13 protein-coding genes are annotated in these 21,582 nt (G+C 69.8%); 4 read left to right on the forward strand and 9 right to left on the reverse strand.

Annotated elements, in window-relative coordinates; translation table 11 throughout:
• Nucleotides 1–50 precede the first annotated feature (50 nt).
• Both OG246_RS42235 and OG246_RS42240 read right to left on the reverse strand, forming a co-directional pair.
• Nucleotides 51–3,371: a discoidin domain-containing protein gene (locus OG246_RS42235; RefSeq protein ID WP_266474755.1), complete on the reverse strand. Its 3,321-nt coding sequence runs from the start codon at nucleotides 3,369–3,371 to the stop codon at nucleotides 51–53.
• Between the two features lie 114 nt (nucleotides 3,372–3,485).
• Nucleotides 3,486–4,334, reverse strand: a complete 849-nt coding sequence (locus OG246_RS42240) for a FadR/GntR family transcriptional regulator (RefSeq protein WP_266474756.1) — start codon at nucleotides 4,332–4,334, stop codon at nucleotides 3,486–3,488.
• Nucleotides 4,335–4,580: 246 nt separating this feature from the next.
• On the opposite strand from OG246_RS42240, the gene OG246_RS42245 reads away from it, so the two are divergent.
• Complete coding sequence (locus OG246_RS42245; protein ID WP_266474757.1) at nucleotides 4,581–4,904, forward strand: L-rhamnose mutarotase; 324 nt, start codon at nucleotides 4,581–4,583, stop codon at nucleotides 4,902–4,904.
• Nucleotides 4,905–4,963: 59 nt separating this feature from the next.
• Entirely contained in the window at nucleotides 4,964–5,926 is a 963-nt protein-coding gene (locus OG246_RS42250; RefSeq protein ID WP_266474758.1) for an aldo/keto reductase, read from the forward strand.
• A 15-nt stretch (nucleotides 5,927–5,941) separates the two neighbouring features.
• On the opposite strand, the gene OG246_RS42255 is transcribed toward OG246_RS42250, so the two are convergent.
• Nucleotides 5,942–6,532: a TetR/AcrR family transcriptional regulator gene (locus tag OG246_RS42255; RefSeq protein ID WP_266474759.1), complete on the reverse strand. Its 591-nt coding sequence runs from the start codon at nucleotides 6,530–6,532 to the stop codon at nucleotides 5,942–5,944.
• Nucleotides 6,533–6,629: 97 nt separating this feature from the next.
• On the opposite strand from OG246_RS42255, the gene OG246_RS42260 reads away from it, so the two are divergent.
• Both OG246_RS42260 and OG246_RS42265 read left to right on the forward strand, forming a co-directional pair.
• On the forward strand, nucleotides 6,630–8,186 hold the full coding sequence (locus OG246_RS42260; RefSeq protein ID WP_266474760.1) for an MFS transporter: 1,557 nt from the start codon (nucleotides 6,630–6,632) through the stop codon (nucleotides 8,184–8,186).
• A 324-nt stretch (nucleotides 8,187–8,510) separates the two neighbouring features.
• A complete protein-coding gene (locus tag OG246_RS42265; RefSeq protein ID WP_266475071.1) occupies nucleotides 8,511–11,495 on the forward strand; it encodes an AAA family ATPase in 2,985 nt (994 codons plus the stop codon).
• Between the two features lie 69 nt (nucleotides 11,496–11,564).
• Here OG246_RS42265 and serA read toward each other — a convergent pair whose 3' ends face one another.
• The 6 genes from serA to OG246_RS42295 form a co-directional block, all read right to left on the reverse strand.
• Nucleotides 11,565–13,163: a phosphoglycerate dehydrogenase gene (gene serA / locus OG246_RS42270; RefSeq protein WP_266474761.1), complete on the reverse strand. Its 1,599-nt coding sequence runs from the start codon at nucleotides 13,161–13,163 to the stop codon at nucleotides 11,565–11,567.
• Nucleotides 13,164–13,476: 313 nt separating this feature from the next.
• Nucleotides 13,477–14,478 carry a ketol-acid reductoisomerase gene (ilvC, locus tag OG246_RS42275; RefSeq protein WP_266474762.1) on the reverse strand — a complete coding sequence of 334 codons (1,002 nt, stop codon included), beginning with the start codon at nucleotides 14,476–14,478 and terminating at the stop codon, nucleotides 13,477–13,479.
• A gap of 115 nt (nucleotides 14,479–14,593) precedes the next feature.
• Nucleotides 14,594–15,121: an acetolactate synthase small subunit gene (gene ilvN, locus OG246_RS42280; RefSeq protein ID WP_266474764.1), complete on the reverse strand. Its 528-nt coding sequence runs from the start codon at nucleotides 15,119–15,121 to the stop codon at nucleotides 14,594–14,596.
• A gap of 20 nt (nucleotides 15,122–15,141) precedes the next feature.
• Complete coding sequence (locus tag OG246_RS42285) at nucleotides 15,142–16,998, reverse strand: acetolactate synthase large subunit (protein ID WP_266474766.1); 1,857 nt, start codon at nucleotides 16,996–16,998, stop codon at nucleotides 15,142–15,144.
• Between the two features lie 228 nt (nucleotides 16,999–17,226).
• Nucleotides 17,227–20,190: a bifunctional diguanylate cyclase/phosphodiesterase gene (locus OG246_RS42290; protein ID WP_266474767.1), complete on the reverse strand. Its 2,964-nt coding sequence runs from the start codon at nucleotides 20,188–20,190 to the stop codon at nucleotides 17,227–17,229.
• Between the two features lie 431 nt (nucleotides 20,191–20,621).
• Nucleotides 20,622–21,563, reverse strand: coding sequence for a 2-hydroxyacid dehydrogenase (locus OG246_RS42295; protein ID WP_266474768.1), 942 nt, complete (start codon nucleotides 21,561–21,563; stop codon nucleotides 20,622–20,624).
• Between the last annotated feature and the right edge of the window lie 19 nt (nucleotides 21,564–21,582).

The raw sequence follows: 21,582 nt of genomic DNA on the forward strand, positions 1-21,582 counted from the left end.
GTGGCTTTCGTTTCCTGTGTGAGCGGGCCGGCCCGGGTTGAGGCGTGCGGTCAGAACTCGCCGTACACCTGGATCTCGTAGATCGAGCCGCCGTTGTAGCTGGATCCGGTGACCGTCAGCCGCAGGTAGCGGGCGGTGACGGGCTCGTCGGGGAGTGAGTAGTTGGCCGACGAGACGGTGTTCTCGGCGGTGTGGTCGTCGAGCGTCGACCAGGTCGTGCCGTCGGTCGAGTACTCCAGGCGGTACTTGTAGCCGCGGGGCAGCTCGAAGGTGGTGACCACGCCGGAGACGCTGGTGTCCTTGCCCAGGTCCACCTGGATCCAGGACGGGTCGGGCAGGCCGAGACCCTGCGCCCAGCGGGTGGTCAGGTCACCGTCCACCGCCTTCTCGGGGAAGTTCTGCTCCGACTGCGAGGACGCGGTGACCGGCTTGTTCAGCGCCAGGTTGTTGTCGGCCGGAGTGGTGAAGACGGCCGCCTCACTCGGCTCCGAGGCATTGAGTACGGCGTCACGGGCCACGACGGTGAAGGAGTACTGCTTCTCCGGGGTCAGGCCGGACACCCGCAGGGTGGTGTCCCCGGTGACGGCGATCCGCTTGCCGTCCTGGTGGACGACGTAGCTGGTCACACCGGTGTCATCGGTCGCGGCCGGCCAGCTGAGGTCCACCACGCTGGGCAGCAGCGGCGTGACGTCGGGCTGTCCGGGGGCGGTGGGCGCCGTGTGGTCGGAACTGGGCGCGGTGGCCTCGCCGTACACCTGGAAGTCGTAGACGCTTCCGCCGTTGCCGCTGGTCCCAGTGACCGTCAGTCGCACGAAGCGGCCGGTGACCGGCTCGTCGGTGTGGGAGTAGTTGGTCGACGCGGTGGTGTTCGCGGAGGTGTGGTCCTCCAGCGTCTGCCAGTGGACCTCGTCCGGCGACACCTCGACGCGGTACTTGTAACCGCTGCTCTTCTCGAAGGTGGTGATCGCACCGGTCACGTCGTACGAGGCACCCAGGTCCACCTGGATCCAGGACGGGTCGGGCAGCCCCAGGCCCTGTGCCCAGCGGGTCGACAGATCGCCGTCCACCGCCTTCTCGGGGAAGTTCTCCTCCGACTCGGAGGAGGCGGTGACCGGCTGCTTCAGCGCCAGGTCGCTGCCGGAGGGCATGGTGACCTTCAGTTCCGCGCTCGGACCCGACTCGTTGCCGGCCGCGTCTCGGGCCGTGATCGTGAAGGTGTAGGTCTGGCCCGCGGTCAGACCGGAGAGCCGCACCGAGGTCTTGCCGGTGGCGCTGACGAGCTTGCCGTCGCGGTGGACGGAGTAGCCGGTGACGCCCGTGTTGTCGGTGGACGCGGCCCAGTTGAGGTCCGCGACCGTCGGGAAGTCGGTGGTCGCAGCCGGGGTACCGGGTGCGGTGGGCGCCTGGGTGTCGGTGACCACCGGGCCCGGGTCGAGGTGGCGGTAGGCCGGCTGGAGACCGGCATTGTTCACGATGGAGGCCGGGAGCTGGGCGCAGGAGTCGACGGTGATGTTGCCGCTGACGTCGTTGTTCTTGCTCAGGTACTGGACGCTGTAGGCGGGGTTGCTGGTGTAGTTGGCGGTGGCGGTGTTCTCCTCCGCGTGGTTCATCAGCAGCCACTGGAAGGAGATGTCGCACATGGCGTTGCCGGTGTTGTCCCAGTGCCGGCTGCCCTCGTCGTGGTAGACGGCTCCGTACGCCGGTGCCGGGACGCCGTGGATGTAGTTGCCGGAGACCGTGCCGCCGGGGTTGTTGCTGAGGGTGTAGACGGCTCCGCCGTCGGCCTGCGACTTCATGATGTCGCTGATCTCGTTGTCGGTGACGCGGGTGTCCTGGCTGGTGGTCGGGGTGTCCCAGACCGGGACGCCGGCGTTGTTCGGGTAGGCGGAGTTGCCGCCCGCGTCGGTCAGACCCCAGCCCCAGCCCACCGAGATGCCGGTGTAGGGCAGGTCGTAGACCTTGTTATGGGTGATCAGCGTGTTGGCGGTGTACCCGGCGAGGATGCCGACGGAGCCGTTGTACTGGTCGGCGGCCTTGGTGACAACGTTGTTGTCGACCGTGGTGTCCTTGGTGATGTCCCGGTCGTCGCCGGGATGCGCGTCGCCCGCCTCGACACCGCCGATCTGGATGCCGGTGGCGGCGATCTGACGGAACACGTTGCCCGTGATCTCCGTGCCCTGCGTGCCGGTGTTGAGGTTGAGCCCGACCGCGCCGAGGTGGGTGAAGGTGTTGCCCTCGAAGCTGACGTCGTGGCCGTAGCTCACGTTGACCGCGCCGGGCGTCTTCTGCCAGTTCAGCCGGGTGGAGTCGAAGTCGGGGTTGCCCTCGCCGACCATCCGGAAGCCGGCCTGGCCCTCGATGAGGCCGTCGGACGAACTGGGGGCGAGCCAGGTGGAGTAGGAGAAGGTGATGCCCTCGAAGGACACGTCGGTGACGGGCTTGTCCCTGGTGCCGTTCAGGTCGACCAGGTCCTGCACGACCGGAACCGTGACGGTCGCGGTGGACAGGTTCTGGCCCTCCTTGGGCATGTAGTAGACCTCGCCCTTGCTCCCGTCGAGGTACCACTCACCCGGAGTGTCGAGCAGCTCGCGGGCGTTCTCCAGCCAGGTGGGGTTCTGGATCTCCTGACCCTGCTGCAGGTGGGCGTTGTGCCAGCAGGGCTGCTCCATCGTCATCGTGTTGCCGGAAATCGACTCCACACCGCAACGCTGCAGCTTCCAGCCCCAACTGCTCACGACCTCAAGGTCCTTGGGCTGCTTGTACGCGCTGATGGCACTGTCGGTGAAGGTGTAGCCGGTGGACGTCTTGCTGAAGCCGGCCGGGTCCTTCGTGCTGCGCGCCCGGGTCGCCAACTCCCCGTTCACGTACAGCTGGCGGGTGTCGAGGTCGTCGCCCACCTTGGCCTTGTAGACCTTGCCCGTGGAGTCGGCCGGGGTCCAGCCGGTGATCTGCTTGCCTCCGCTGATCACCGGGTTCGCGCCGGGGGCGGCCTCATAGATGATCCGGGACCCGTCCTTGCCCGAGTCCTGGGCGGTGAGACTGAAGGTGCGGCTCAGCTGGTAGGTGCCGGACTTCAGCAGTACGTGGACATCGCCGGAGACCTTCTTCTTGGCCTCACGGACGTAGTCCCGCGCGTATTCCAGCGTCTTGAACGGATGCGCGGAGGTGCCGGATCCGGAGTTCCTGCCGGTCGGCGAGACATAGACGTTCAGGCCCTTGGGCGAGGCGGCCTGGGCCGGCGCGGCGGCCAGCGGCGCCGTGGCCACGGCCAGGGACACTGCGGCTACCAGCGCTCTGCGGAGCGGCACGGGTATGCGTTCACGAGTAGACGGTGCAGACACGGAAATCCAATCGCCTGAATGAAGTGGCATCTGGGGAGACCCGGTCGTCCTCCGGGTTCCTCCGGCGTTGGGTGGCTCGTGAGGGCGGGGTGCCTATGAGGGCGTGCGCCTGGTTCACGAGCCGTGAAGGCGTGACGCAGGTGTTTACGACGCGGAGGACTTCGGGGACCGCGGCTCATCCGTGGCACCGGTACTCCTCGGCGGCTGCGCCGGCGCACCGGAGGCGCCGCGGCTGTCCAGGTTGAACAGCCTGTCGCGGATCTTTCGTTCGAACTGGCTCTGGGTGGTGGCGATGTGCGCCACCATCAGCTCCGCTGCGAGATCGGCCTCCCCCGCGGCGACCGCCTCGGCAATGGCGATGTGCTGTTCCGCCGCGACCACCAGCGACCCGGGTGCGTCACCGTGGAACAGCAGGACATCGGACTGTGACGCCAGACGCCGTACGCCGGCGACGCTCGACCTCAGGAACACGTTGTGCGAGGCGGCACCCACCGCGTCGTGGAACGCGGTGTCGGCCTCGGCGAAGCCGTAACCGTCGGCCGCCCTCGCCGCCACCATCGACTTCTCGGCGCACTCCCGGATGGTCCGGACCTCGATCGGTGTGGCGAGGGAGGCGGCACGGCGCGCCGTCTCCGACTCGATCACCGTCCGGTAGTCCAGGAGCATCAGGACGTCTTCCATGCTCGTCGGCCGGAAGTGCGAGAGGTGGTCGTCCACCAGCCCGCCGGCCGAGTCGGCGACGAAGATTCCCGCGCCGCGCCGCACGCTGAGCCGGCCGATGGCGGCCAGGACCTTCACCGCCTCGCGGGTGACGTTGCGGGTGGCGCCCAGGATCTCGGCCAGGCCCTGTTCGGTGGGCAGCCGGTCCCCGGACCGCAGGTTCTGCTCGGCGATGTAGTTGAGCAGCTGCTCGGCGACCAGTTCGTAACCGGGCCGGTAGCGGCCTGACGCGTCGTCATTCCCCTCGCCGGGCACCTGCGTTGGAGCTCCCACTGCGTTGTCCCCCTCGTACACACTCGGATTAATCAGGTTCATCGGTGAGGGCAACTATGACACCGGTGTTACGTGTTGAGAAGAGTGGGACGCAAGATTGCTCAATCCGCTTCTAAAACCCTTACTTAACATGCCAATTGGTGCATCCCGTCGGAGCTATTGCGTACAAGGAATCAGATCCTTAAGGTCCTGCATGCCGGATGAAGCAGATCCTTCACCCGCACGCCCTCCGACTTCTGGAGCAAGATGCAGCGCTTCGCCGCCGTGGTCCGACTGCGGCCCGAGAAAGAGTCGGAGTACCGGGCACTGCACGCCGCCGCCTGGCCGGGCGTGCTCGCGACCCTCAAGCGGGCCAACATCGGCAACTACTCGATCTTCGTCCGGGACGGCCTGCTGTTCAGCTACCTGGAATACACGGGGACGGACTACCCCGCCGACACCGCACTGATCGCCGCCGACCCGGTCACCCGCGAGTGGTGGACGCTGACCGACCCGTGCCAGCAACCCCTGGACAGCACGGCCGAGGGCGAGTTGTGGGCCCCGGCCGAGGAGATCTTCCACCTCGACTGAGAGCACTGCTCGACCGAGAACACGGAGAGCACCGAGAGCTACGAGACGGAGATCCCCGCATGACCGACCGCCGACTCGGCCGTACGAAGGTCCGCGTCAGCCCGCTGGGCTTCGGCGCCGCCCCCATCGGCAACCTCTACACCCCGCTCGACGAGAACCAGGCGCTGGCCACGGTCGATGCCGCCTGGGACGCCGGTGTGCGCTACTACGACACGGCCCCGCACTACGGCCTCGGCCTGTCCGAACGCCGGCTCGGCGCGGCCCTCGCCCACCGGCCGCGCGCGGAGTTCACCGTCTCCACCAAGGTCGGCCGCCTGCTGGAACCCCACCCCGCGCCCACCGGCTCCGACCTGGCCGCGGGGGGCTTCGCCGTACCGGACACCCTGGTCCGCCGCCCCGACTACTCGCGCGACGGCGTACTCCGGAGCCTGGAGGGCAGCCTGACCCGGCTGGGCCTCGACCGGGTGGACATCGTGTACGTCCATGACCCCGACGCCCACTTGGACACCGCCGTCACCGAGGCGCTCCCCGCACTGGCGGCCCTGCGCGACCAAGGCGTCATCGGCGCGATCGGCGTCGGCATGAACGCCGTCGCGCCGCTGCTGCGGGTCGTCGCCGAAGCGGATGTGGACGCCGTGATGGTGGCGGGCCGTTGGACGCTGGCCGACCGCACCGCCCGCCCGCTCCTTGACGCGTGTGCCGGGCGAGGCGTCTCGGTGGTCGCGGCGGCACCGTTCAACTCCGGTCTGCTCAGCAGACCCCGCCCGCCCGACGACGCCTTCTTCGACTACGGCCCCGCCCCCGAAGCGATGCTGCTCCGCGCCCGGCGCCTCGCGGAGGTCTGCGCCCGGCACGGCACGGTCCTCCCCCACGCAGCCGTCCGCTTCCCTCTCCGGGACCCCGTCGTGGCCGGCGTGGTGGCGGGCTTCCGCTCCCCCGCCGAGGTCACGTCCGCCGCACACTGGGTCGCCGGCGACCTGCCCGAGGCCGCGTGGCGGGACCTCGCCGCCGTCGCCGGCTGAACACGGGGCAGCGGCTCAGTCCGCGTGCCGCGCCGCCGCCTCCATGACGCGGCGCAGCCCCTCGGTCAGCTGGTCGGCGTCCGGCGCCGTCGCGGGGTCGAAGGTCCACTGGGCGATGAGCCCGGTCATCAGGGTGTTGTAGAACATGCCGACCGAGTCGATGTCGTCGTCGGTGACGTCCTCCTCACGGCCCCCCATGAGCAGCGGGATGATCCCGCGGCCGGCCTCGCGCTGCGCCCGCGCCAAGTGGTCGCGGACCTCGGGGAGTTTGTCGCCCATGACCACGATCTCCATGCTGAGGTGCCACAGCGAGCCGGGCGCCCGCATCGTGTGGATGATGTTCGACCAGACCTCCTGGAACCGCTCGAGAGAGCCCGGCGCGGCACCCTTGCTGACGCCCGCGCCGGGGTCGAAGGCACCGGACAGGTCCTCCACCAGGGAGACGTACGCGTCCGCGAGGAGCTTGTCCTTCGATCCGTAGTGGTAGCCGATCGAGGCGAGATTCGTCCCCGACTCCTTCACGATGTCGCGCGCCGTCGTACGCACGAACCCCTTCTCCAGCAGGCAGCGCTTGGCGCCTTCGAGCAGATCCTCACGGTGTCCCATGGGCGCCAGCGTACCCCCGATCCAGACAACCGTCCCATACCTACGTCTTACACATTCGTACTAGACAAGCGTTTAAGACGCTCGTACAGTCCCTCTCATGACGAACCAGCAGAACCCGACGAGCTCGACGAACACGCCCGCCGCCCGTGCGGGCCGCCGCGAATGGACCGCCCTCGGCGTCCTGATGCTTCCGCTGCTCCTGGTCTCCATGGACGTCTCCGTCCTCTACTTCGCGATCCCCTCGATCAGCGCGGACCTGGAGCCGAGCGGCACCCAGCAACTCTGGATCTTCGACATCTACGCGTTCGTGCTCGCGGGCCTCCTGATGACGATGGGCTCGCTGGGCGACCGCATCGGCAGCCGCAAGCTCCTCCTCTTCGGCGCCGCCGCCTTCGGCACGGCCTCGCTGGTCGCCGCCTATGCCAACAGCGCCGAGACCCTGATCGCGGCCCGCGCGGTGCTCGGCATCGGCGGCGCGACGCTGATGCCGTCGACGATGGCGCTGGTCCGCACGATGTTCACGGACGCCGGGCAGCGCGCGAAGGCGGTCGGCCTGTGGTCCGGCGTCATGACCGGCGGCGTCGCCCTCGGCTCGGTGATGAGCGGCGTCCTCGTCGAGTACTTCTGGTGGGGCTCGGTCTTCCTGGTCAACCTGCCCGCGATGGCGCTGCTGCTGGTACTCGGCCCGATCCTGCTCCCTGAGTCCAGGAACCCTGAGCCCGGCCGCTTCGACCTCCTCAGCGTCCCGCTCTCGATGGCCGCCGTACTGCCCGTGATCTTCGGCCTGAAGGAGCTCACGGCCGAGGGCTGGCACCCCGAGTACGTCCTCTCGGTCACCGTCGGCCTCTTCTTCGCCTACCTCTTCGTACAGCGCCAGCGCACCGCGAAGTCCCCGCTGATCTCGCCCGCCCTGTTCCGCGGCCACGGATTCACACCCGCGGTCGTCCTCAACCTCATCTCGGCGTTCGGGATGATGGGTTCGGCGTACTTCACGACCCAGTACATCCAGTCGGTGCTCGGCAAGAGCGCGCTGGAGGCCGCGCTCTGGGCGCTGCTCCCCTCCGTACTCATCGGCGTCGCGGCGCCGGTCACCACCCAGCTCGTGCAGAAGGGCGTCAACCGTGCGTACGTCGTCACCGCGGGCTTCGTCGTCGCCGCGTGCGGCTATGGTCTGCTGGCCCTCGCCGGGACCGACTCGATGTGGCTGGTGCTCGCCGGCGCCGGCGTCCTCGCCTCCGGAATCGTCACCGTGATGTCCCAGATGATGGACCTCGCCCTGGGCACCGTCCCCGTCGCCAACGCGGGCGCCGCCTCCTCCCTCCTGGAAACGGGCACGGAGTTCGGCGGCGCCCTGGGCATGGCCGTCCTGGGCTCCATCGGCACCGCCGTCTACCGCAACGAGATCCCCTCGGACGCACCGGCCGCGGCCCACGAGACCCTCGGCGGCGCACTGGCGGTCGCCCAGCAACTACCTGGCGACGCCGGCCAGGCCCTGACGGTCGCCGCCCGGGAGGCGTTCACCAGCGGTATGCAGGGGGCTGCGATCGCGGGCGCGGTCCTGCTGCTCGGGGCGGCGGCGCTGGCTGCGGCGACGCTCCGGAAGGTGCGGGTACGGGAGGCCGAGACGGCGGAGTGCGAGACGTCGCTGGTGTGACGGTGCGGGCGGTCGGGGGCTGGGGGTGGGCTTTTTCGCCCCCTCCGCCCCTACCCGTCCCTTGCCCCTGGGGCTCCGCCCCAGACCCCGCTCCTCAAACGCCGGAGGGGCTGAATCTTTCCCCGGCCGGGACTGAAATCTTTCGCCCCCGCGGCAGATCTTTCAGTCCCGGCCGGGGAGAGATCTTTCAGCCCGTCCGGCGTTTGAGGACGAGCGCGTCAGCGCGATGCGGGGGTCTGGGGGCGGCAGCCCCCAGGAACGGGACGGGTAGGGGCGGAGGGGGCGAAAAAAGTCGACGGCCCCATGTCAGTGGCCCGTGCCAGGATGGTCCTCGTGGCACAGACATTCGGTACGCCGTTCATCGGCCGGGCAGACGAACTCGCCCGGCTCACAAGCGTGCTGACCCGCGCCAAGGAGGGCGACCCCCACGCAGTACTGGTGGCGGGCGACGCAGGCGTCGGCAAAACCCGCACGCTGACGGAAGCCGCCACCCACGCCGCGAACACCGGCATGACCGTCCTCACCGGCCACTGCGTGGACCTCGGCGACGTGGGCCTCCCCTACCTCCCGTTCACGGAGATCCTCGGCGTACTCGCCACGGACGACCGGTTCACCACCGCCCTCGCCACGCACCCCGCGGTAAACCCCCTGCTGGGCACCGGCGACAGCACCCCGGACACCGGAAACCGCCTCCGCCTCTTCGAGGGCATGGCCTCCCTGCTCTCCGACGTCGCCGACATCACCCCGCTCCTCCTGGTCCTCGAAGACCTCCACTGGGCGGACCAGTCCTCCCGCGACCTGCTGCGCTTCCTGCTCAGCCGCGGCCTCCTCCAGAGCCCGGCCTCCGGCACCCCGCCGCACCCCCTGGCGATCTTCGCCTCGTACCGCGCGGACGACCTGCACCGCCGCCACCCCCTGCGCCCCCTGCTCGCCGAGCTGGTCCGGCTGCCCGCGGTCGACCGGCTGGAACTGCGCCCGATGGCCGACGCGGAGGTAGCCCGGCTCGTACGGGGGTTGCGCACGGGCGCCGTGTCCGACACGACCGTCCGCCGTATCGTCGACCGCGCCGAGGGCAACGCCTTCTACGCGGAGGAACTGCTCGCCGCCACCGCCGACACACTCCCCGGCGACACCGGCCCGGCGTCCGGCGCCATGCCGAGCGGGCTGGCCGACGTACTCCTCATCCGCATCGAGCAACTGTCGGACACAGCACAGCAGGTGCTGCGCACGGCAGCCGTCGCCGGGCGCCGCGTCGAGCACGACCTGCTGCGTGACGCCGTACAGCTGCCGGAGGACGAGCTGGAGTCGGCGCTGCGCGAGGCCGTCGGCAGGCAGCTCCTGGTCCCCGGTGAGGACGCCACGTACTCCTTCCGGCACGCGCTGACCCGCGAGGCGGTGTATGCCGATCTGCTGCCCGGGGAGCGGGTCCGGCTGCACCGTAGGTTCGCCAAACTCCTTGCCGGGCACGGCCATTCGGCCAAGAGCGCGGCGGAGCGTGCCCATCACTCGCGGGAGAGCCACGACCTCGCCGACGCGCTCACGGCCTCGCTGGAGGCCGCCGACCACGCCCAGCGGGTCGGCGCCCCCGCCGAGGAACTGCGCCATCTGGAGACCGCGCTCGAACTGTGGCCCGCGGTGGACTCCGCCGCCCGCCCCGAGGACGGTGCCGACCCGGTGACCCTCACCCTGCGCGCCTCCGCGGCCGCGGCACACGCCGGCGAGACGCACCGGGCGGTCTCCCTCACCCGCTCCGCCCTCGCCAGAGCCGGATCGGACGCGGATTCCGAACTCGCCGCCCGTGTCCGCTACACCCTCGCGGGCAACCTCATGCGTGTCGACAGCCTGAAGGCCGCGTTCACGTACAGCAGCGAGGCGCTCGCCATGATCCCCGCCGAGCCGCCGTCGCGCACCTGGGTGTGGGCCGCGGCCACCCACGTCATGGCGGCGCGGTACATGGGGCATGACGAGGACGCCGAGCGCGTCGGCCGCCAGGCGCTGCACATCGCCGAGGAGCTGCAAGTGCCCGACGCGCAGGCCGACTTGATCATCTCCATGGTCGGCCTGGAAGGACACAACCGGCGCACCCCCGAGGGCCGCGCCCGGCTTCGCCTGGCGCGGGACCTCGCCCGGACCGCGGGGCACGTCACGATCGAGATGCGCGCGCACTTCAACCTCGCCATCGGCTGCTACGAGTCCGGGGACCTGGACGAGTGCCTCACCTGGCTCTCCGAGGGACTGGAGCGCGCGAACCGCTCCGGGCTCGTCTCCGCGCCGTACGCCCTGGAGCTGCGCTACCTCCAGTCGCTGGTCCTCTACACCCTGGGCCGCTGGGACGAGTGCGCCCGAGCGGCCGCCGCCGACGCCGAACGGCTGCCCGCGGCGGGCGGGTTCGCGATCGGTCCCGCGCTGTACGTCGCCGTGGCCCGGGGCGAGGAGCACGCCGCCGACCGTGCCCGCGCCCTCCTCGACGGGCCGTTCGACTGGATGGCCACCCTCGTCGCGGGCATCGTGCTGACCGATGACGCAGCCCTGCGGGGTGATGCCGAGGGTGCCGTCGAGTGCGTGCGCGGCAACCTCGTCAGGCTCGCCGACGGCTCGGGTTCCGGGCGGCCCGACATCGGTGTGCGGCTCGCCGCGCTGGCCCTGTCCGCCGTCGCGGACGCGGCCGTCGAGCGGCGCCTCACGGGCGACGGGGAGGGGGCCCGCCGCTGGACCGACACCGCCACCGAGCTGGTGGAGGTGGCGAGGACCACGGCGGCCAAGGGTGAGGACGGCTCCCAGCAGGGCCCGGAGGGGCTGGCCTGGCTGGCCCGCGCCGAGGCGGAGTGGCTGCGCGCGCACTCCGGTCCCGACGTCACGGCGTGGGAGAAGGCCGTCGCCGCGTTCGGGTACGGCGACCCGTACGAACTGGCCCGCTGCGAGCGGCGCCTCGCCGAGGCCCTGCTGTCGGCGGACCGCCGCGAGGAGGCCGCCGAGCACGCGCGCGCGGCCCGCGACGCGGCCGTCCGGCTCGGTGCCGTACCGCTGCGCGAAGACCTCGACACCCTCATCCGGCGCGGCCGCCTCGCCGAATCACCGTCAGCCGCCGACCGCATCGCCGTACTGACAGCCCGCGAGAGCGACGTCCTGCGCCTCCTCGCCCTGGGCCGCACCAACCGCCAGATCGGCGAGGAGCTGTTCATCAGCGGCAAGACGGCAAGCGTCCATGTCTCGAACATCCTCGCCAAACTGGGCGCGGCCGGCCGCACGGAGGCGGTGGCGATCGCGTATCGGGAGGGCCTGATCGTGCCGGAGACGACCGCCACGTAGTACGTCGTACGACGAAGGGCCGGGCCACCCGAAGGTGACCCGGCCCTCAAATGTCCTGTGCGACCGACCTCAGACGAGGTTGACCGACCGTGCCGACGTCGCGCCGATCTCGTCGGCCACCTCCGTGAGGACGTTCTGCGGGACCGTGTCGTCGACGGTGAGGACCGCGAGGGCCTCGCCGCCCGCGGCCGCACGCGCGACCTGCATACCGGCGATGTTGATGCCCGCCTCGCCGAAGATCCGGCCGACGGTGCCGACTACGCCGGGACGGTCCTCGTAGCCGAGCACGACCATGTGGTCGGCGAGCGCCAGGTCCACGTCGTACTCACCGACGGCGACGATCTTCTGCAGGTGCTTCGGGCCCGCGAGCGTGCCGGAGACCGAGACCTCCTGGCCGTCGCTGAGCGTGCCGCGCACGGTGACGACATTGCGGTGGTCCGGGGACTCCGAGCTTGTGGTCAGCCGGACCTCGACGCCGCGCTCCTGCGCGAACAGCGGGGCGTTGACGTACGAGACGGTCTCGTCGACGACGTCCTCGAACACACCCTTCAGGGCGCTGAGTTCGAGCACCTTGACGTCGTGCTGGGTGATCTCGCCGTACACCTCGACGTCGAGACGGACCGCGACCTCGCCCGCGAGCGCGGTGAAGATGCGACCGAGGTTCTCGGCGAGCGGCAGGCCCGGCTTGACGTCCTCGGCGATGACGCCGCCCTGGACGTTCACCGCGTCCGGGACCAGCTCACCGGCGAGCGCGAGGCGCACCGAGCGGGCGACGGAGACACCGGCCTTCTCCTGCGCCTCGTCCGTGGATGCGCCGAGGTGCGGGGTGCAGACGACCTCGTCGAGCTCGAAGAGCGGGGAGTCCGTGCAGGGCTCCTTCGAGTACACGTCGAGGCCGGCGCCGGCGACGCGGCCTTCCTTGAGCGCCGAGTACAGCGCCTCCTCGTCGACGATCCCGCCACGCGCGGCGTTGACGATCCGGACCGACGGCTTGACCTTGTGCAGCGCCTCGTCGCCGATGAGACCGAGGGTCTCAGGCGTCTTGGGAAGGTGCACGGTGATGAAGTCCGAGACCTCGAGCAGCTCGTCGAGGGAAAGGACCTTCACGCCCATCTGCGCGGCCCGCGCGGGCTGGATGTAGGGGTCGTACGCGACGACCTTCATCCCGAACGCCGACATGCGCTGCGCGACCAGCGCGCCGATACGGCCGAGGCCGACGACACCGAGGGTCTTCTCGGCGAGCTCGACGCCGGTGTACTTGCTGCGCTTCCACTCGCCGTTCTTCAGCGCCGTGTTGGCCTGCGGAATGTGGCGTGCGGTGGCGAGAAGCAGACCGCAGGCGAGCTCGGCGGCGGTCACGATGTTCGAGGTGGGGGCGTTGACGACCATCACGCCGGCCTTGGTGGCGGCGGACACGTCCACGTTGTCCAGGCCGACGCCGGCTCGTGCGACGACCTTCAGCTTCTTCGCGGCCGCGACGGCCTCGGCGTCGACCTTGGTGGCCGAGCGGATCAGGATCGCGTCGACATCGGCGATCGCGGGCAGCAGCTCGGCGCGGTCCGCGCCGTTGCAGTGCCGGATCTCGAAGTCGGGGCCCAGGGCGTCGACGGTCGCGGGCGACAGCTCTTCAGCGATGAGTACGACGGGCTTGGATGACGCAGTGCTCACGTGAGTCCTCACAGGTCCAATGCGGACGGCCGTCCCGACGGCCGCATGCGGTGGAGGGTGGTAAACGGCCTTGGGAACGCACCTGCATTTCCCCGGTGTCGCTTAGCTAGCCGCGTGGAAGACGCACGACGCTGTGGGCCTGACGCGTTAATGATGTGCAGCAGTGTAGTGGCGCCGAACGGGCCGCCTTACGCCTCTGCGGAAGGATCACCCGTCCGTGGCTGGACGGGATGGACAACGCCGGTTTCCAAGCGTTACCGGTGGTTCGCCGAAGGGGCCGGAGCAGACTGCTCCGACCCCTTGGACGTACGGCTTACGCCTCGTCGGCGTCGACCCACGACATGAGCTTGCGGAGCTCCTTGCCGGTGGTCTCCAGGAGGGACTTCTCGTCCTGGGTCTTGTACTCGTTGTACTTCTTCAGACCGCCGTGGTACTCGGCCATCCACTCACGGGCGAAGGTGCCGTCCTGGATCTCGGCGAGGACCTTCTTCATCTCGGCCTTGGTGGCGTCCGTGATGATGCGCGGGCCGGTGACGTAGTCGCCCCACTCCGCGGTCTCGGAGACGGACCAGCGCATCTTCTCCAGGCCGCCCTCGTACATGAGGTCGACGATGAGCTTCAGCTCGTGGAGGCACTCGAAGTACGCGATCTCCGGCTGGTAGCCGGCCTCGGTCAGCGTCTCGAAGCCCGCCTTGACCAGCGCCGCGGTGCCACCGCAGAGGACGGCCTGCTCACCGAACAGGTCGGTCTCGGTCTCCTCGGTGAAGGTCGTCTTGATGACGCCGGCGCGGGTGCCGCCGATGCCCTTCGCGTACGACAGCGTCAGCGGGAAGGCCTTGCCGGTGGCGTCCTGCTCGACGGCCGCGATACACGGAACGCCGCGGCCCTCCTCGTACTGCCGGCGGACCAGGTGGCCCGGGCCCTTCGGGGCGACCATGCAGACGTCGATGCCGGCCGGGGGCTTGATGAAGTCGAAGCGGATGTTCAGGCCGTGGCCGAAGAACAGCGCGTCGCCCTCCTTGAGGTTGTCCTTGATGGACTCCTCGTAGACCTGCGCCTGGATCGGGTCCGGCACCAGGATCATGATGACGTCGGCCTCGGCGGCGGCCTCGGCCGGAGTCACCACGCGCAGGCCCTGCTCCTCGGCCTTGGCCTTGGACTTGGAGCCCTCGTGCAGACCGACGCGGACGTCGACACCCGAGTCGCGCAGCGACAGCGCGTGGGCGTGGCCCTGGCTGCCGTAGCCGATGACCGCGACCTTGCGGCCCTGGATGATGGACAGGTCGGCGTCGTCGTCGTAGAACAGCTCGGCCACTGGGGTTCTCCTTGGTGTGCGGTGTTGCGTCCCACCGTACGGCGGGCGGGGGAAGGGAAGTTTTCGGGTCTCGGCATACGGGCGGTCGACGATCGCCGACCGCCCGTTTCAAGCCTCAGGCAGATCGGTCGAGCGCGCGCAGCGACCGGTCGGTGATCGAGCGCGCCCCGCGGCCGATCGCGATCGTGCCGGACTGGACGAGCTCCTTGATGCCGAACGGCTCCAGCATCTTGAGCATGGCCTCCAGCTTGTCGCTGCCGCCGGTGGCCTCGATGGTGACGGCCTCCGGGGAGACGTCGACCGTCTTGGCGCGGAACAGCTGGACGATCTCGACGACCTGGGAGCGCGTCTCGTTGTCGGCGCGCACCTTCACCAGAACGAGTTCGCGCTGAACCGCGGAGCCGGGCTCCAGCTCGACGATCTTCAGAACGTTGACGAGCTTGTTGAGCTGCTTGGTGACCTGCTCGAGCGGCAGCGCCTCGATCACGTTCACCACGATGGTGATGCGCGAGATCTCGGGGTGCTCGGTGACGCCGACGGCGAGCGAGTCGATGTTGAAGCCGCGCCGGGAGAACAGGGCGGTGATCCGGGCGAGGACACCGGGCTTGTTCTCGACGAGGACGGAGAGGGTGTGCTTGCTCATGGGTCTGACTCGGCTCTCTCTCAGTCGTCTTCGTTGTCGCCGAAGTCGGGGCGGACGTCCCGGGCGAACATGACCTCGTCGTTGGACGTGCCGGCGGCGACCATCGGCCACACCATGGCGTCCTCGTGGACGATGAAGTCGACCACGACCGGGCGGTCGTTGATCGAGTTCGCCTCCTCGATGCACTTGTCGAGGTCGTCCGGGGACTCGCAGCGGATCGCGTAACAGCCCATCGCCTCCGACAACTTGACGAAGTCGGGGACGCGGGTGCCTGCGCTCGGCTGCTTGCCGTCGGCGTCGGGGCCGCTGTGCAGCACGGTGTTGGAGTAGCGCTGGTTGTAGAAGAGGGTCTGCCACTGGCGGACCATCCCGAGGGCGCCGTTGTTGATGATGGCGACCTTAATCGGGATGTTGTTCAGGGCGCAGGTGGTGAGTTCCTGATTGGTCATCTGGAAGCAGCCGTCGCCGTCGATCGCCCAGACCGTACGGTCCGGCCGGCCGGCCTTGGCGCCCATCGCGGCCGGGACCGCGTAGCCCATCGTTCCGGCGCCACCGGAGTTCAGCCAGGTCGCGGGCTTCTCGTACTGGACGTAGTGCGCGGCCCACATCTGGTGCTGGCCGACGCCCGCCGCGAAGATCGTGCCCTCCGGGGCGAGTTGGCCGATGCGCTCGATGACCTGCTGCGGGGCGAGCGAGCCGTTGTCGGGCTGCTCGTAGCCGAGCGGGTACGTCTCGCGCCAGCGGTTGAGGTCCGTCCACCAGGCGCTGTAGTCGCCGGTGTGGCCCTCGCTGTGCTCCTTCTGCACGGCCTGGATCAGGTCGGCGAGGACCTCGCGGGCGTCACCGACGATCGGCACGTCGGCGGCGCGGTTCTTGCCGATCTCCGCGGGGTCGATATCGGCGTGGACGATCTTTGCGTACGGGGCGAAGCTGTCCAGCTTGCCGGTGACGCGGTCGTCGAAGCGGGCTCCGAGGGCGACGATCAGGTCGGCCTTCTGCAGCGCGGTGACGGCGGTGACCGCACCGTGCATGCCCGGCATTCCCACGTGCAGCGGGTGGCTGTCGGGGAATGCGCCGAGCGCCATCAGTGTGGTGGTGACGGGCGCTCCGGTGAGTTCTGCGAGGACCTTCAGCTCGGCGGTGGCATTGGCCTTGAGGACGCCGCCGCCGACGTAGAGGACGGGCCGCTTCGCGGCGGTGATCAGCTTGGCGGCCTCGCGGATCTGCTTGGCGTGCGGCTTGGTCACCGGGCGGTAGCCGGGCAGGTCCTGGGTGGGCGGCCACTGGAAGGTGGTCTGCGCCTGGAGGGCGTCCTTGGCGATGTCGACGAGGACGGGTCCGGGGCGGCCGGTGGAGGCGATGTGGAAGGCCTCCGCGATCGTCCGCGGGATGTCCTCGGCGCGGGTCACCAGGAAGTTGTGCTTGGTGATCGGCATGGTGATGCCGACGATGTCCGCCTCCTGGAAGGCGTCCGTGCCGATCGCCTTGGACGCGACCTGCCCGGTGATCGCCACGAGCGGCACCGAGTCCATGTGCGCGTCGGCGATCGGGGTCACCAGGTTGGTGGCGCCGGGGCCGCTGGTCGCCATGCAGACGCCGACCTTGCCGGTGGCCTGCGCGTAACCGGTGGCCGCGTGACCCGCGCCCTGCTCGTGACGGACGAGCACGTGCCGCACGCGCTGGGAGTCCATCAGCGGGTCGTAGGCCGGAAGGATCGCGCCGCCGGGAATGCCGAATACCGTGTCGGCCCCGACTTCCTCAAGAGAACGGATGAGGGACTTCGCACCCGTCACCTGCTCGGGCGCGGACTGCTGTCCTCCGGATCGGGGCCGCGGCTGCGGATGGTGGGCCCCGGTGGCCTGCTCGGTCATCGGCATTCTCTTCTCGATGCTGAGGGTTTTTGCGAAGTTTGTGCGGTGTACGACTGGTGCCTGTGCAACAAAAAACCCCTCGTGCCGTGAGGCAAGCGAGGGGAGCGCGCCGGTGCGTTCACTGGGGATTCCGGTTCTGTCGATCCGGTGGGTCCCAGTTCAGCCGACGCGCTTTCCAAGTACGAGAATTCGGGTGCGCATGGCATTGACCCTCCCCCCGGCACGCACCGACTGTCAAGTGGGTGGGACGGGAGTCTCATTATGTGAGCGGAGGACCGTACCGCCTCCATAAACAGCGGGCACACCACCGGTGTACACCCCCGCGCCGCCGCCCGCGAACGCGGGTTCGACGGGCCCGTGCGGCACGGGGTAGTGGCCCATGGACAGCGCTCTGCGCAGCCGGTACTCGTCCAGCGGCGCGGAGAACGCCATGCCCTGTCCATGGGTGCAGCCCATCGCGCGCAGGGCGATGACCTGCTCCGGAAGGTCCACGCCCTCGGCCACGGACTGCAGCCCGAGGTCGGTAGCGATCCGCAGCAGCCCACTGGTGATCTTGTGCAGCCGCGCGGACTCGACGACACCTTCGACGAGGTCCCTGTCGAGTTTCAGCACATCTATGGGGAGCCTTCTGAGGGCCGTGATGGCGGCATACCCGCTGCCGAAGCCGTCCAGGGCGATCCGGACGCCGAGCCGCCGCAGCGCGTTCAGCCGGCGCTCCAGTTCGTCCAGGGAGACCCGGGGGTCGGTTTCGGACAGCTCGATGATCAGGGCGCCGGAGGGGAGCCCGTGCCGGGTCAGCAGGGCCTCCACCGAGCCGAGGGGCCCGGAGCGGTCCAGCAGGCGCCGGGCGTTCATCCGGACCGCGACGGGCGCCGTGATTCCGGTGGCGGCACGCGCGGCGGCCTGCTCGATGGCCTCTTCGAGCATCCAGCGGCTCAGCTCGGCGGTGCGGTCGCTGTCCTCGGCGACGCGCAGGAACTCGGCGGGCGTGAAGAGCACGCCCTGCGAGGAGCGCCAGCGGGCCTGGGCGGTGACCGTCGCGATCCGGCCGTTGTCGAGCGAGACCACGGGCTGGTGCAGCAGCGTGAACTCGCCGTCCTGCAGCGCGGAGCGCAGCCTCGTCGCCAGCTCCGCCTTGCGTACGACGTCCTGCTGCATCTGGGGCGCGTACAGCTCGACGCGGCCCTTGCCCGTCGCCTTGGCCCGGTACATGGCGAGGTCGGCGTTGCGCAGCAACTCACCGGCGCCCAGGCCGGGTTCGGCGAAGCCGACGCCGATGGACGCGGCGACCCGGACATCGTTGCCGTCGATGGCGTACGGCTGCGAGAGCGTCATCCTCAGGCGGTCGGCGAGTTCGAGGATCTGGTGTTCGCGCGCCGTGCGGTCGCGGGTGCCGTCGCCGACGATGAGCGCCGCGAACTCGTCACCGCCGAGCCGGGCCGCGGTGTCGCCCTGCCGCACGGAGTCCTGGAGTCTGCGGGCGGCCTGGACGAGCAGCTCGTCGCCGGCCTGGTGCCCGATCGTGTCGTTCACGGCCTTGAAGCCGTCCAGGTCGATGAAGAGGACGGCGGTGCCTCGGTCCGAGGAGCGGCGGCCGGAAAGCGCCTGCTGGACGCGCCGGGTGAACAGCGCGCGGTTGGGCAGGTCGGTGAGCGGGTCGTGCTCGGCGTTGTGCTGTAACTGCGCCTGCAGACGCACCCGTTCGGTCACGTCACGGCTGTTGAAGATGAGGCCGCCGTGGTGGCGGTTGACGGTGGACTCCACGTTCAGCCAGCCGCCGTCGCCGGACCTGAAGCGGCACTCGATGCGGGTCGTGGGCTCCTCGGTGTGGCTGGCGGCCAGGAAGCGGCGCACTTCGTGGACCACGCAGCCGAGGTCCTCGGGGTGGATGAGCGAGGCGAGTTCGGAGCCGACGAGGTCCTCGGCGTCCCGTCCGTAGACTCCCGCGGCGGCCGGACTGACGTATCTCAGAATGCCGTTCGGGGCTGCGATCATGATGACGTCGCTTGAGCCCTGCACCAGGGAGCGGAAGTGGTTCTCCTTCTGGGCCAGTTCCTGGGTGAGGGTGATGTTGTCGAGGAGCATGATGCCCTGGCGGACGACGAGGGCGAGCACGACCAGACCGGCGGTGATGAGCACCACCCGGTCGACATTGCGGCCGTTCAGAACGTTGTAGAGGATCCCCAGCGTGCAGACGGCGGCGGCCAGATAGGGCGTGAGCGCGGCCAGCGATCCGGCGATGGGGCGAGTGGCCGGATATCGACTGTGGCCTCCGCCGTGGAGGGGTACGTGCACCTGTCCTCCCGGGTGCCCCGGCTGCCCCTCCTGCCGCCGCCCCGGGATGTGCTCGTGCACCACGCGCGCGTGCCCGTCCGTGTCGTACCGGCCGGTGTCCGGCTGACCGTGCCGGGGGCCGACCCAGGGGGCGTACGCGAGGAGCAGCGAGCCGGCGAACCAGCCGGCGTCGAGGAGCTGCCCGGAGCGGTAGTCGTTGTGCAGCAGGGGCGAGGTGAACAGGGCGTCGCACATCACGGTCAGGGCGAGCGCGCCGATCGCGGTGTTCACCGCGGAGCGGTTCACCGACGAGCGCCGGAAGTGCAGCGCCAGCACCATGCTGACCAGAGCGATGTCCAGCAGCGGGTACGCCAGTGACAGCGCGGTGTGCGCGACGCTCGGCCCGTCGAACTTCGCCGCCTGGGCGAGCGCGAGGCTCCAGGACAGCGTGAGCAAGGAGCCACCGATTAACCACGAGTCGAGCGCGAGGCAGACCCAACCCGCCTTGGTCACGGGCCTCTTGGCGAGCACGAGCAGACCTACGATGGCGGGCGGCGCGAAGCAGAGGAAGAACAGGTCGGCGTAGCTGGGGCTGGGTACGGGGCGGTCGAGGACCACCTCGTACCACCCCCAGACGGCGTTGCCCAGGCAGGCCATGGTGGAGGAGAGCGCGAACAGCAGCCATGCGGGTCGAAAGCGGCTGCGGCGACTGTGGGCGTAGCGGAAACAGGAGACCGCCGCGATGCCCGCTGCGGCGCTCAGCCCGAAGTCGCCCATGACGAGGCCGAGGGTCACGGAGCCCCAGCCGAGCGCGGAACCGAGGGCGTATCCCGCGCACACCAGGGCCAGTACGAGTTGTGAGAACAGGCCCGTCCCGCCACCGAGCGCCGGCCGACGGGTCAGCAGCGCTCCGGGGGAGCTCACCGGGCCCACCCGGTCCGCGCGCCGGGGTCCCGCTGGTCCGCGTGCGCCGGGTGTCCATGCCTTCGGCGGCCGTTGTGCCTGCGGTGGTGATGACCGCCGTGGCCACTGTGGCCGCATTGCCCGCGTCTCCGCGTGGCCGCGCGCCAGGGTCGTCGTCGGCGGCCCTGCCGCGTCGGATCGTTGGTCCATAGGCCGTGCATCGCCCGTCGCCCCCCTCGCAGTCTGAAAATCCATCCCCGGCGCCGAACGGTGCGCGGCGCAGCCCCTGTCGGGACGATACACCAGTCTCGTCACTCAGGGACATAGTTCCTCTACGCTCCGTGACGACCAGGGAGTTTGTCGGCACTGCCCGCATTCGAAGAACTGCGGAGGGTGTCAAAAGCGGACGGGGAGCGAACGGGAGGTGGCCCGCGCGCCCGTCGTGAAGTGACCTACGCGCCCGTCGTAAGGACCACGTTCCGCAGCGGCTCCCGGTTCACGAAGTGGTTCAACTGCGCGACCAGGAGCCGCTTGGCGCGCGGCAGGAACGCGGACGTGGGGCCGCCGACATGGGGGCTGATGAGTACGCCCGGTGCCTGCCACAACGGGTGCCCCTGGGGCAGCGGTTCGGGGTCGGTGACATCGAGGGCCGCGGTGATGCGGCCGCTCTCCAGCTCGGCGAGCAGCGCCTTGGTGTCGACGACGGGGCCGCGGGCGACGTTCACCAGGAGTGCGCCGTCCTTCATGCGGGAGAGGAAGTCGGCGTTCACCAGGCCACGGGTGGTGTCGTTGAGGGGCGTGGACAGGACGACGATGTCGGCCTCGGGCAGCAGGGAGGGCAGTTCGGTGAGCGGGTGCACGGGCCCGCGCTCCGTGGTGCGCGCGGAGCGCGCGACGCGCGCCACCCGCGCGAGCTCGAAGGGAGTGAGCCGGTCCTCGATGGCGGACCCGATCGACCCGTACCCCACGATGAGTACGGACTTGTCGGCCAGTGCCGGGTGGAACCCCGAGCCCCACTCCCCCTTGTCCTGCGCTCGCACGAATCCGGGGATGCCCCTGAGCGAGGCGAGGATCAACGCGAGGGCGAGCTCGCCGGTGCTCGCCTCGTGCACCCCGCGCGCGTTGCACAACTGCACACCGGGGCGCAGGACTTCCATGCTCGGCAGGACGTGGTCGACACCGGCGGAGAGCGTCTGCACGACCCGCACCGAGGTCATTTCGGACATCGGCCGCTGCGAGACGGCGGGCGGCTGCATATAGGGCACGACATAGAACTCGCAGTCGGCCGGATCTGCGGGAAACTCCAGGTCACCATTCCAGTAGCGGTAGTTGAGGCTTTCGGGAAGCCCGTCGATGTCGTCGGCGCGAAAGGGTAGCCATACGTCGGAAGTCATGCTCACGAGGCTATGTCAG

This window comes from Streptomyces sp. NBC_00620, assembly GCF_026341825.1.
Taxonomy (GTDB): Bacteria; Actinomycetota; Actinomycetes; order Streptomycetales; family Streptomycetaceae; genus Streptomyces.